The organism is Bradyrhizobium sp. AUGA SZCCT0431 (assembly GCF_018131065.1).
Taxonomy (GTDB): Bacteria; Pseudomonadota; Alphaproteobacteria; order Rhizobiales; family Xanthobacteraceae; genus Bradyrhizobium.
Genome location: NZ_JAFCLR010000013.1, coordinates 44,029 through 56,449 on the forward strand (window position 1 = coordinate 44,029; position 12,421 = coordinate 56,449).

Consider the following 12,421-nt stretch of genomic DNA (forward strand, 5'->3'; position numbering starts at 1 on the left):
AAAGCTACTAACTGAACCAGGGAGCGCAAATGTCCAGCGACGCACTTTTCCGGCCTTTCAAGCTGAAGGGGCTGAACTTGCCGAACCGGGTGGTGATGGCGCCGATGACGCGCTCATTCTCTCCGGGCGGTATTCCGACCGAAGACGTCGCGCGGTACTACCGCCGCCGTGCCGAAGGAGCGGTCGGGTTCATCATATCGGAGGGGACGGGCGTGGATCGTCCGGCATCCCTGAACGATCCGAATGTTCCCCGCTTTCATGGCGAGAAGGAGCTGGCGGGGTGGCGGCGTGTGGTCGACGAGGTGCACGCCGCGGGCGGCCTGATGGCGCCGCAGCTATGGCATGTCGGCGCCGTTCGCACGCGCGCCCAGAATTGGTCTCCTCCCGGCGCCTACGACAGTCCGTCCGGCCTGTCGCGACCGGAGAAGCAGTTCGGCGAGCCGATGAGCGAGGAGGACATCGCGGACGCCATTCGCGCTTTCGCCGACGCGGCGCTTGCGGCAAAGCGCCTGGGGTTCGATGCCGTCGAATTGCACGGCGCGCACGGCTATCTGATCGATCAGTTCTTTTGGGAGGGTACCAATCGCCGTGAGGATACTTACGGAGGCAAGGACCTGCCCGGCCGGGCCCGGTTTGCCGCTGATATCGTCCACGCCGTGCGCAAATCGGTCGGAACGGATTTTCCGATATTGCTCCGGATCAGCCAGTGGAAGCAGCAGGACTATGAAGTGAAGCTGGCCGATACGCCTCGCGCATTGGAAGCCTGGCTCAAACCTCTGGTCGACGCGGGAGTTGATATTTTGCATTGCTCGCAACGGCGCTTCTGGGAGCCGGAGTTCGATGGCTCCGATTTGAATTTCGCCGGATGGGCCAAGAAGGTGACGGGAGTGCCGACGATTACGGTTGGGTCGGTCGGCCTGACCGGCGAATTCATTGCCGCATACGGCGGAGAAAGCTCCCGTCCGGCATCCCTCGACGAGTTAATCCGCCGCCTTGATCGCGAGGAGTTCGATCTCGTCGCGGTGGGCCGGGCAATACTTCAGGATCCGCAGTGGCTGCTCAAGGTGCGTGACGGCCGGACGGAAGAACTGATGGCTTTCGAACGGACCGCGTTCGCGGCGCTGAGCTGAGTTGAGCGATGAAAGGTTTCACGGCGGGGCAGATCGCCACTGAATAACGGTTATCCAAATCTTTTGTAGCTAGTGTTTAGGCGACTGTTCAAAGCTGCTGGCAAGCAATAGTCGGCTGCAACCAGCCGACGGGGAAAGCCTGCGTGTCGTTGCGCAGTCGCCTGGAAGCCATTCGGAGACTTGCAAATGAATGAGACGAAAACCCAGGTTGGCCAGATCCGGACCGAGGTGCACGGGCATGTGTTCAAGATCATCATCGACAATGTGGCGAAGAAGAACTCCTTTAGCCCGCAGATGATGGCGCAGATGTCGGACGCGATGACGCTTCTCGACCGAACGGACGATTACTGGGTAGGGGTACTCTGCGCCGAAGGCCCTGATTTCACGGCCGGGCTGGATATGCCGAAATTCTTCGGACCAAAGGCCGAGAATACCGAGATCAAGCCCGGCAACATCGATGCCTTCGCGCTGAAAAGCCGGTGCCGCAAACCGATTGTGACGGCAGTGCAGGGGATCTGTTTCACGATCGGCATCGAAATGATGCTGGCTGGCGATATTGTCGTTGCGGCCGATGACGCCCGGTTCTGCCAGATGGAGTCAAAGCGCGGGATCGCGCCACTTGGTGGTGCGCACTTCCGGTATTTGACGCGGGCTGGCTGGGGAGATGCGATGTATCACCTATTCCTGTGCGACGAGTTCAGCGCAGCGCGGGCTTACAAGATCGGATTTGTCCAGGAGGTCGTTGCTCCTGGCCAACAGATTGCCCGCGCAATGGAGATTGCGGATCTGATCGCCCGGAACGCTCCGATCGGAATTCAGGTAACCAAGGAGGCCGCGTTGAAATACATCGAGGCCGGTGAAAAAGCTGCGATCGAGTACATCCCGAAGATCAAGGATCGCGTCTTCAGCAGCGAAGACATCAAGGAAGGCATCCAGTCTTTCGTGGAACGTCGCTCGGCAGTGTTCCGCGGGAAATAGAGATCCCGCGGAACCCCACATTACCGTGCAGCGGAACTTCGCCCACAAGGGGATTTGACTATGGGAAGCATCAAGAAGGCATTCGATCTCACCGGCAAGAATGCCCTTGTTACAGGTGGCTCGCGTGGCCTTGGGCTGCAGATCGCCGAGGCGCTAGGCGAGCAAGGGGCTCGAGTCTTGATTTCGTCTCGCAAGGCGCCAGATCTGGAAAAGGCACAGGCGCATCTTGCCGGTCTCGGCATCAAGGCGGAATGGATCGCAGCGGATAATTCCAGGGACGAGGACGTCAAGCGGCTCGCAGACGAAACGATCAAGAAGCTCGGCCGGGTGGACATTCTGGTGAACAACGCGGGCGCAACCTGGGGCGCGCCGACCGAGGATCACCCGATCGAAGCGTGGGACAAGGTGATGAATCTGAACATCCGCTCGCTGTTCCTGCTCAGCCAGCAGGTCGCGAAGCACTCGATGATTCCCAACAAGTATGGCCGCATTATCAACCTTGCTTCGATCGCGGGCCTGTTCGGAAGTTCCGGGGATATGCAGATGGTCGCCTACAATACGAGCAAGGGCGCGGTGGTTAATTTCACGCGGGCTCTGGCGGGTAGTTGGGGACGCTACGGAATTACGGCCAATGCTCTGGCGCCCGGCTTCTTTCCGTCGAGGATGACGAGGGGCACGATCGAAGCTGTCGGGGTCGAAAAGCTCGCCGCCGGCGCGCCGCTGCGCCGCATCGGTGACGAGGACGATCTGAAAGGCGCCGCGGTTCTCTTCGCCAGCGACGCGGGCAAGCACATCATCGGTCAGACCCTTGCCGTCGATGGCGGTCTGACTTCGGTGATATCGGGCTAGGGAACCACCAGCGACAGCGTCTCGGCAGCCAGGGCCGGCGTTTGGCTGCGTGCCATGTGACGAGAAGTCTTCGCCTGATGCGTGGTAAGCGAACGGCCGCTCGTGGCGCTGAGCAGCCGTTCGCGAGATGGCCAGTATTGGGGGCTTGGCTGAGAGGCCTGAACGACCGCCGCGAGAAATGAGTTTGCATCAGCTTGACCGGTTCAATTGCCGCGAAAATTCGGCCGTCGTTTGGCGACGAAGGCGGAAATTCCTTCCTGCGCGTCGTCGGTGTTGCTGGCGATGACGATCGAATCCTTTTCGGCGTCGAGCTGATCAGACAGTCCCGTCTCGAACGACTGGCGCAGCATCCGGCGGACGGCGCCGAAGGCGCGCGTCGGACCGGCGGCGAGTTTCGCGGCGAGGGAGGCGGCTTCGCTGTCCACCTCATGGTCCGGCGCTAGGCGCGTCACCAATCCGAAGGCGAGGGCTTCCTGCGCGGTGAGGCGGCGGTTGAGCAGGAACAGCTCCTGCGCGCGCCGCATCCCGACCATGCGTGGCAGGAACCAGGTGTTGCCGCCATCGGCGGTCAGGCCGAGCGCCCCATAGCCCAGCGCAAACCGGGCGTCGTCAGCTGCAACGACGATGTCGGCGACGTAGAGCAGGCCCAGTCCGCCGCCACCGGTGCCGCCGCGCACCGCAGCGACGACGGGCGCGTCGATGCTGGTCAGCCGTTCGATCGCGAGATGATAGCTGTCGATCATGCGGCGCAGCCGGTTCGGCAATTGCTCGCGCGCCGTTCCCGCAAACAGGCCGAGGTCGCCGCCGACCGTAAAGTTCGGCGCGTTGCCGGCGATCAGGACGGCGCGGACGTCTGCTCTTTCCGCAATCTGTGTTGCAGCTTCGGCGAGGTCGGCGGCCATGCGCTCGTCAATCGCATTGCCCTTGTCCGGACGGTTCAGCCGCAAAGTCGCAACGCCGCCCTCGAAATCGAGCAGCACCGTTCGTAACGGTCCTGCGGCGTCGTGCCAGCGAGCGGTGTCGGTGAATTGCTCGAGCGACTTGATACGCCCCTGATCGAACGCAATCAGATGGGCAAAGGCCGCATCCAGCACAGCACCGCCTTGCTTGCCGCGGCCACGATAGCGGCCGGTCACCAAGAGACGGCCATCGGCGAGATCGAGAAACCGTTCCGGCTCGGCGCGGGCCTCGAAATGCCGGGCGATGGCACCCCAGCCGTTGCGCCGCATCGCCGCGGGACCTGAATGATCGCCACCGATGCCGAACGGCATGCCCTCGGCGGTGCGGCCGGTGAAGTCCGGATGCAGCAAGGCATCGAGCTGTGCGCGGTCGCCGGCGGCAAGGGCGGAGTAGAGCGCGCGGGCGAGACCGGTGGGGGTGACTTCGTCCATCCCGATGATCCTCCTTGCAAATTCGCCGTTTTGGCGCACGGACGGGAAAATTCCCTTGAAGCGGCCAAACGCCGGTGCTATTATTCGAACGGTCAGTCGGATTATTTTTAGCTCAAGCCGCAGGGCTCCGCAAGAGAGCCCGGGCCAGCCGCGAAAGATACAATGGGAGATGCAGCGATGAACGTCGTGCCGCGCGCGTCGCAATGGGGCGAATTGATCCGCCCCGACAGGGTGCACGGCTCGCTCTACAGCGATCCTGCGATCTTCGAAGCCGAGTTGCAGAACATCTGGTACCGCACCTGGATCTATGTCGGGCACGAGAGCGAGGTCCCGAAGGCCAACGACTACGTGGTCAAGTCGATCGGTCCGCAATCTGTCATCATGACCCGCGACGAGCAGGGCAAGATCAATCTGCTGCTCAATCGCTGTTCGCATCGCGGCAACCAGGTCTGCTCCTACGACAAGGGCAATGCGCGCTCCTTCACATGCCCTTTCCATTCCTGGACCTTTGCCAATGACGGTCGCCTGGTCGGCTACGCCTTTCCCGACGGCTATGAAGGCCAGGACAAGTCAAAACTTGCGCTCGGCCGCGTCACGCGCGTGCAATCCTATCGCGGTTTCGTGTTCGGCTCGTTCGCCGCCGAAGGTCCGACTTTGGAAGAGCATCTCGGCGGTGCGGCCGAGACCATCGACCGGCTGGTGCGCTTCTCGCCGGAAGGCGAGGTCGAGGTCACGGCCGGTTTCCTCAAGCACCGCGTCAAGGCCAACTGGAAGTTCATCCTGGAAAACGAATGCGATGGTTATCACCCGGCCTTCGTGCATTCCTCGATCTTCGGTGTCGCCGACAGCGCGATCGGCAAGCTCTATGGCGGCGCCTCCACCGCGGTGACGCGGGACTATGGCAACGGCCATACCGAGATCGACCTGCGGCCCGAATTCCGCAAGCGCGACGCGCCGATGAGCTGGTTCGGCACCACGGAAGCGCGGTTATCGGATTACACGGCGCGGATGAAAGCCGCCTATGGTGACCAGAAAGCGCGCGAGATCATGATCGACGGCACGCCGCATGTAATGATCTTCCCGAACCTGTTCATCGCCGAAATCCAGATGTTCGTGATCCAGCCACTCGCGGTCGACGACAGCGTGCAGCATGTCACCGCGCTGCAGTTCAAGGGCGCGCCCGACATGAACCGCCGTCTGCGCCAGCAAACCATGGGCTCGGTCGGCCCGGCCGGGCTGTTGCTGGCAGACGATTCGGAAATGTACGAGCGCTGCCATCGCGGCGTGCTGGCGCGCAACCCCGAATGGATTTTCCTCGGCCGCGGCGAGAAGCGCGAACGCCAGGACGAACTCGGCTTCAAGGTCGGTCACGTCACCGATGAAATCCCGTCGCGCGGCATCTGGCGTCATTATCGCAGCCTGATGGAGGCGGTGTGATGCTGTCGCGCGAAAGCAGCACCACGCTGATATCAGCCGTAACCGCCTTCATCTACAAGGAGGCGCGGCTGCAGGATGAGCACCAATACGAAGCCTGGGAAGCGTTGTGGACCGATGACGGCGTCTACTGGGTGCCGGCCAATGGTGACGACATCGATCCCGAAAAGGAAATGTCGATCATCTACGACAACCGTTCGCGCATCTCGCTCCGCATCAAGCAATTGCTGACGGGAAAACGCCACACCCAGACGCCGCAATCGCGGCTGCGGCGGCTTGTCTCCAACATCGAACTGCTGGACGAGCAGCCCGGCGGCGATATCTCGGTCGCCAGCAACAGTATGGTGTTTGAATCCAGCCTGCGCGACGACACCATCTGGGCCGCGCGCAACGAGTACCGGCTGCGCTATGTCGATGGCGAACTGCGGATGGCGTACAAGAAGGTGATCCTGGTCAACAACGAGAAAGCGCTGTTCACGCTCTCGTTCCTCATCTAGCCGGCCAAAGGCGGAAATTTGCCATGATCGATAAAGGTCCTGTTCTGCTCGACATCGCCGACGGCATCGCGCGGCTGCGCCTGAACCGCCCGGACGCCGCCAACGGTATGAGCGCCGAGCTTCTGAGCGCGCTGTGCGACGCCATCATGGTCTGCCACGGCCAGCCGAACCTGCGTGTGCTGCTGCTGAGCGGCGAGGGGACAAATTTTTGCGCGGGCGGTGACATCAGGGCGTTTGCGTCGAAGGGCGAGAAGCTGCCTGACTATATCAGGCAGGCCACGGCCTATCTGCAGAACGCGGTGACGGGGCTGCTGCGGCTGGAGGCGCCGGTGATTACCTCGGTGCAGGGCTTTGCCGCCGGTGGCGGCGGTTTTGGGCTCGTCTGCGCCTCCGATATTGTCATCGCGGGCGAATCCGCGAAATTCCTGGCGGGTGCGACCCGTGTCGCGATGGCGCCCGACGCCGGTGTTTCCGTCACGCTGTCGCGGCTGGTCGGGCTGCGCCGCGCCATGTCGATCCTCCTGACAAATCCGGTGATATCGGCGCCCGAGGCGCTCTCCATGGGCATCGTCACCAAGGTCGTTCCGGATGCTGAATTGGCCGAGGCGTCGATGGCCATGGCGCGGGAATTGGCTGAGGGCGCGCCAAAGGCGCTGGCCGCGACCAAGCGGCTGGTCTGGGCCGGGACCGGCACCAGCATCGAGCAATGCCTGTCCGAGGAAGCGCGCACCGTGTCCGAATTGTCCGGGATGGCCGACGCGCGGGAAGGGCTCGCCGCCGTCATCGAGCGGCGCAAACCCATCTTTACGGGACGCTAGCCGTGCCGGCCGCTGGCACGCGCGCGTTCGGGCGGCTCGACGGCCGCCGCGCCTTCGTCTCGGGGGGTGCGCAGGGCATTGGCGCGGCAATCGTTCGAAGTTTTACCGATGCCGGCGCGTACGTCGTGATCGCTGATCTCGATCTCGCCAAAGCATCAGATCTCGCCGGGCAGCTCGGGGCGACCGCGGCCCGCCTCGATGTCGGCGACACCGCGATGGTGCAGGCGATCATGTCGCAGCACGGGCCGTTCGATATCGTCGTCAACAATGCCGGCGTCGACCAGCATGCGTTCTTCACCGACACCACGCCGGAAGATTGGATGAAACTGCTCGCCGTCAATCTGGTCTCGGCTTTTGCATGCACCCACGCCGCGTTGCCGGCGATGCAGTCCGCCGGCTTTGGGCGCATCATCAACATCACCTCGGAAGCCGCGCGGCTAGGCTCCAAAGGTGGAGCGGTCTATTCCGCCGCCAAGGGTGGCGTGATCGCCTTCACCAAGAGCATTGCCCGCGAGAACGCCCACTTTGGAATTACCGCCAATTCCATCGCGCCGGGGCCGATCCGAACACCGATGCTGGAAGCGGCCGTCGCCCAGGGCGGCGACAAGATCTTGCGCGCCATGACCGACGCCACGCTGCTGCGGCGGCTCGGCGAGCCCGAAGAAGTCGCTGCTGCCGTCTTGTTCCTGGCTTCCGACCAGGCGGCCTATATCACCGGAGAAACCATCGGCGTATCCGGCGGCATGGGATTGGGCGGCTGATATGGCGCGCGCAGGCGACGACATCGCAACGGCACCGATCGATCTTGCGATCGCGCGCATTCGCGCCGTCTATCGCAGCTGGAATCGCGATACGTCAGTGGCCCGGATGCGCAGCGATTGGGATGCGGCCTTCGGCGGCAGTACCGCTCCCGTGACCTGCGAACGCGTCTCCGCCGATGGCGTCGATGGCGAATGGATATCGCCGGCCAATACGCCGCTGGATAAGGCCATTCTCTATTTCCACGGCGGCGGCTTTCGCCTCGGCTCGGTGGAATCGCACAGCGACCTGATCGCACAAATCGCACTCGCCAGCGGCTGCCGCGTGCTCGCCATCAACTATCGCCTTGCACCGGAACATCCTTTTCCGGCTGCGCTGGATGATGCGCTGTCGGCCTATGGCTGGATGCTGGGGCAGGGGTTGCAGCACGGCAATATCGCCTTCGCCGGGGATTCCGCCGGTGGCAATCTCGTGCTGTCGGCCATGCTGGCCTTGCGCGAACGCTCCCTTCCGCTGCCGGTAGCGGCGGTGCTGATGTCGCCATGGACCGATCTGGCGGCGACCGGCGCGAGTTATGTCAGCCGGGCGGAAGCCGACCCGATCCATCAGCGTTCGATGATCCTGGCGCTCGCAAAGAATTATCTGGGCGGGCAGGGCGACCCCTACGATCCCTTGGTATCACCGCTCTATGCCGACCTAGCGGGCTTGCCACCGCTATTGATCCAGGTCGGCGATCGCGAAACCGTGCTGGACGATTCAGTCATGTTTGCCGATTTGGCGCGCGCCGCCGGCGTCGACGTCAGTCTGGAGGTTTGGGACGGCATGATCCACGTCTTCCAGATGTTCGGCGCGGAGCTTCCTGAGGCGCATCAGGCCATCGCATCGATCGCCGGTTTTCTCAACCGGCACCTTCACATCAAGGCCGAGAGGGCATCATCATGAACGTCAGGCCCGCCGATCCGCGCAGCCACTCCGACAGCGAATTCCATTTCTCGGAGCAGCCGCAACTGTCCGAAGAGCTGCGGATGCTGCGTGAGCAGGTCCGCCGCTTTGTCGAGAAGGAGGTGGTGCCGCATGGTGAGCAGTGGGAGCGCGACGGCAAGATCCCGCGCGAGATCTACCGCCGCATGGGCGCGCTCGGCTTCCTCGGCATGCGCCACGCCGCCGAATATGGCGGCACCGACATGGGCCCGTTGGCGTCGATGGTGTGGGCGGAGGAGCTCGGGCGCTCGACCTTCGGCGGTTTCACCTCGTCGGTGCTGGTTCATACCGATATGTCGGCGGTCCATATCACGCTGCGCGGCACACCTGAGCAGAAACAGAAATATCTGCCCGCGATCATCCGCGGCGAGACCATCTGCTCGATCGCGGTGACCGAACCCGATGCGGGCTCCGATGTCGCCGGGTTGAAAACGCGGGCCCGCCGCGATGGCGATTCATGGGTGATCAACGGCTCAAAAATGTTCATCACCAATGCGGTCTATGGCGACATCCTGATCGTCGCCGCGCGAACCGATCCGAATGCAAAGGGCAGCCGCGGCATCTCGCTGTTCATCGTCGAGCGGACGACGCCGGGCATCTCGGTGACAAAACTCGACAAGCATGGCTGGCTTTGCTCCGACACCGCCGAGATCGCCTTCCAGGACGTCCGTATCCCCGCCGCAAATCTGCTCGGCGAGGAGAATCGCGGCTTCTACGGCATCATGGAAACCTTCGAGAACGAGCGGATCTGCATCGGCGGCATCTGCGCCGGCGAATCCGCCAAGGCGATCGAACTCACCACCAATTATGTGAAGACCCGGCAGGCGTTCGGCGGTCCGCTGTGGAACCAGCAGGCGGTCAGGCTCAAGCTCGCCTCGCTCGCGACCAAGGCCGCGGCCGCCCGGGCGCTGGCCTATCACGCGGCGGAGCTGGTGGAGGCCGGCATACCGTGCCCCCGCGAAGTCTCGATGGTCAAGGCGCTGTCGCCGGAAGTGCTGCACGAGGTCGTGCATGGCTGCCTGCAACTGCACGGCGGCACCGGCTTCATGCGGGGCACGCCGATCGAGCGGATGGTGCGCGATGCAAGGGTGCTGACGATTGGTGGCGGGGCGACCGAGGTGATGCTGGAGGAAGTCGCGAAGCGGATGTGAGGCGGTATCGAGCGGGCTTCTTCTTCCCTTCTCCCCTTGTGGGAGAAGGTGGCGCAAAGCGCCGGATGAGGGGTCTCTATCCTCAAGCTCGATTCTTACCGTGAGGAGAGAACCCCTCACCCGTCTTCGCTTCGCGAAGCCACCCTCTCCCACAAGGGGAGAGGGTGCCACTGCTGTCGCCGCCAACCTGACTCTCAATTCACCGGCTTGAAGCTCAGCGTCGAGAACTCGGACTGCATGATCTGCAGCTTCTGGTTCGAGAAGCGGACGCCGGGGCCGAAGCTGATCGGCGCCATGATGCCGGTCTCGACGTTCTTGGTCTTTTCCAGTTCGGTGATGGTGCAGGCCCAGGTCGGCTGCTTGCCGCAGCGGTCGATCGCGGCAATCAGGACCTTGGCGGCGGCATAGCCGGTCATGGAATAGCGGTTGATGCCTTTCATTTCCGCTTCCGGCAGCAGTCCCTTGGCCTTCTCGAGGAAGGCCTTGCCGGCAGCGCCTGCGAACGGCTCGACATAGTCGACGGCGTAGATGCCGTCACCGGCCGGTCCCATCAGCTTCAGCACCGGCTCGACCCGTCCGGGCCAGAAGATGCCGACCACCGGCTTGATGCTGAGCTTCTCCAGCTCCTTCATCATCGCGATGTTCTCACCTATGATGCCGCCGGCCAGAAACACTTCGGCGCCGGAATCCTTCAGCTGCAGCATATCCGATGAGAAGTCCTGCTGCCCCTTCTTGTAGTTGCCGCTGTAGACCACGTTGAGCTTCCTGGCCTTGACCACGGTATCGAAGCCGTCACGCACGGTGATGCCGTAATCGTCGTCCTGCGTGATCAGGCCCCATTTTTTGCCGGGGTTCTTCTCGGCGAGATAATTGACGAGATGGATGATGCCTTCCTCGTAGGACTGCCCGACCACGAATACGTTCTTGCGCGGCGGCTCCCAGAGGAATTTGACCGGCGCCACGTCGATCACGGTGGGGATACCGGCTTTCTCCAATAGCGGCATCACGGCGATGGACTGGCCGGAGCCGGAGATGCCGAGCAGGGCAAACGCCTTGTCGACGTCGATCACCTTCTTGACGCCCTGGATGGTGCGGGCGGTGACGTAGCCGTCGTCTTCCAGCACATATTTGATCTTGCGGCCATTGATGCCGCCGGCGGCATTGGCTTCCGCGATCGCGATCTTGTGGCCGATCGATGCGGCGACGCCAAGCAGTGCCGGCGGGCCGGTCAGGGGTTCGACGTCGCCGATCACGATCTCGGTGTCGGTGATACCGGGGTCGGCGGCCAGCGCCGGGGCGGTCGAGAGATACGCGCCCGCGAGCAACAGCGACGCGATCGCCAGATATTTGATCATTGTTTCCTCCTCCTGTTCGATTTCTTTTGGTTAGTAACGAAGCGGCCAGTTCACCCACATCCGCCGGATGTCGTGCCAGGCGCCGACCAGGCCGCGCGGCTGGAAGCGCAGGAACAGGATGATGACGAGGCCGTAGAGCATGCTCTTGAGCTCCTGCGCGCCGGTCGTGAACGTTGCGTCGATGTGGGCGCTGAACAGGCTGAAGACGAACCGCGTGGCTTCCGGCAGCAGCCCGATCAGGATGGTGCCGAGCACGGCGCCGAGCGCGGAGCCCAGCCCGCCGACGATCAGGATCGCCAGCGCCTCGATCGAGAGCAGGAACGGAAAGCCCTCGACGCTGACGAAGGACAGGTAAATGCCGTACAGCGCACCGGAGAGACCGGTGATGAAGGCCGAGGTGACGAAGGCGAACAGCTTGTAGGCGTGCAGATTGATGCCCATGACGCGGGCGGCGGTGTCGTTGTCGCGGATCGCGACAAAGGCGCGGCCGACGCGGCTGCGGCGGATGTTGAGCGTGGCAAACAGCGTGAGAACGGCAAAGCCGAGGCAAAGCCAGGTAAAGGCGGCGTCGCTGTCGAAGCTGAGGCCGAAAATCTCCGGCCGCTGCACCGAAATGCCACGAGCGCCGTTGGTCAACCACCGCGCTTCCAGGATCACGGTGTTGATGATGAAGGAGAACGCCAGCGTGGTGATCGCGAGATAAAGCCCCTTCAGCCGCAGCGACGGCGCGCCGACGATGAGGCTGGCGAGCGCCGGCACCACGCCGGCGCCGAGGAAGCCGACCAGCGGGTGCATCTGATATTTCGAAACCAGGATCGCGTAGGCGTAGGCGCCGGTGACGAGGAAGCCGACATGGCCGAGCGAGATCAGGCCGGTATAACCGGTCAGGATGTTGAGGCCGAGCGCGCCGACCACCGTGATCAGGATGATCATCAGGAACGACAGCGCATAGGAGTTCAGCAGGAAGGGTGCTGCGATCAGCGCGGCGACCAGCAGCGCCGACCACAGCCATACCGGCGGGGAGTCGACGAGGGTAACGAGTTCGCCGTAGGTCTGCTTGAAATCACCGGTGCGCATC

Annotated in this window: 12 protein-coding genes; 9 read left to right on the forward strand and 3 right to left on the reverse strand. The window is 63.1% G+C overall.

The window, feature by feature from the left end:
• Positions 1 to 29 precede the first annotated feature (29 nt).
• The 3 genes from JQ567_RS14735 (at position 30) to JQ567_RS14745 (ending at position 2,957) form a co-directional block, all read left to right on the forward strand.
• Positions 30 to 1,130 carry an NADH:flavin oxidoreductase gene (locus JQ567_RS14735; protein ID WP_212439488.1) on the forward strand — a complete coding sequence of 367 codons (1,101 nt, stop codon included), beginning with the start codon at positions 30 to 32 and terminating at the stop codon, positions 1,128 to 1,130.
• Between the two features lie 186 nt (positions 1,131 to 1,316).
• On the forward strand, positions 1,317 to 2,108 hold the full coding sequence (locus JQ567_RS14740; RefSeq protein WP_212439489.1) for a crotonase/enoyl-CoA hydratase family protein: 792 nt from the start codon (positions 1,317 to 1,319) through the stop codon (positions 2,106 to 2,108).
• 60 nt (positions 2,109 to 2,168) lie between these two features.
• Entirely contained in the window at positions 2,169 to 2,957 is a 789-nt protein-coding gene (locus JQ567_RS14745) for an SDR family oxidoreductase (protein WP_212439490.1), read from the forward strand.
• 203 nt (positions 2,958 to 3,160) lie between these two features.
• Here the strand turns inward: JQ567_RS14745 and JQ567_RS14750 are convergent, their stop codons facing one another.
• On the reverse strand, positions 3,161 to 4,348 hold the full coding sequence (locus JQ567_RS14750) for an enoyl-CoA hydratase-related protein (protein WP_212439491.1): 1,188 nt from the start codon (positions 4,346 to 4,348) through the stop codon (positions 3,161 to 3,163).
• Positions 4,349 to 4,525: 177 nt separating this feature from the next.
• Between JQ567_RS14750 and JQ567_RS14755 the strand changes: the two genes are divergently transcribed.
• The 6 genes from JQ567_RS14755 to JQ567_RS14780 are packed head-to-tail and all read left to right on the forward strand — an operon-like array spanning position 4,526 to position 9,988.
• Positions 4,526 to 5,785 (forward strand): Rieske 2Fe-2S domain-containing protein, encoded by a 1,260-nt coding sequence (locus JQ567_RS14755; RefSeq protein WP_212439492.1) that lies wholly within the window; start codon positions 4,526 to 4,528, stop codon positions 5,783 to 5,785.
• Positions 5,785 to 6,279 (forward strand): aromatic-ring-hydroxylating dioxygenase subunit beta, encoded by a 495-nt coding sequence (locus tag JQ567_RS14760; protein ID WP_212439493.1) that lies wholly within the window; start codon positions 5,785 to 5,787, stop codon positions 6,277 to 6,279. Before JQ567_RS14755 ends, JQ567_RS14760 begins: the two co-directional genes overlap by 1 nt.
• 23 nt (positions 6,280 to 6,302) lie before the next feature.
• A complete protein-coding gene (locus tag JQ567_RS14765; protein WP_212439494.1) occupies positions 6,303 to 7,097 on the forward strand; it encodes an enoyl-CoA hydratase/isomerase family protein in 795 nt (264 codons plus the stop codon).
• Between the two features lie 2 nt (positions 7,098 to 7,099).
• Positions 7,100 to 7,858 carry an SDR family oxidoreductase gene (locus JQ567_RS14770; protein WP_312017402.1) on the forward strand — a complete coding sequence of 253 codons (759 nt, stop codon included), beginning with the start codon at positions 7,100 to 7,102 and terminating at the stop codon, positions 7,856 to 7,858.
• Between the two features lies 1 nt (position 7,859).
• On the forward strand, positions 7,860 to 8,798 hold the full coding sequence (locus tag JQ567_RS14775) for an alpha/beta hydrolase (RefSeq protein WP_212439496.1): 939 nt from the start codon (positions 7,860 to 7,862) through the stop codon (positions 8,796 to 8,798).
• Complete coding sequence (locus tag JQ567_RS14780) at positions 8,795 to 9,988, forward strand: acyl-CoA dehydrogenase family protein (RefSeq protein ID WP_212439497.1); 1,194 nt, start codon at positions 8,795 to 8,797, stop codon at positions 9,986 to 9,988. Before JQ567_RS14775 ends, JQ567_RS14780 begins: the two co-directional genes overlap by 4 nt.
• A gap of 194 nt (positions 9,989 to 10,182) precedes the next feature.
• Here the strand turns inward: JQ567_RS14780 and JQ567_RS14785 are convergent, their stop codons facing one another.
• Both JQ567_RS14785 and JQ567_RS14790 read right to left on the reverse strand, forming a co-directional pair.
• Entirely contained in the window at positions 10,183 to 11,343 is a 1,161-nt protein-coding gene (locus JQ567_RS14785) for an ABC transporter substrate-binding protein (RefSeq protein WP_212439498.1), read from the reverse strand.
• A 30-nt stretch (positions 11,344 to 11,373) separates the two neighbouring features.
• Positions 11,374 to 12,420, reverse strand: a complete 1,047-nt coding sequence (locus JQ567_RS14790; RefSeq protein WP_212439499.1) for a branched-chain amino acid ABC transporter permease — start codon at positions 12,418 to 12,420, stop codon at positions 11,374 to 11,376.
• Position 12,421 lies beyond the last annotated feature (1 nt).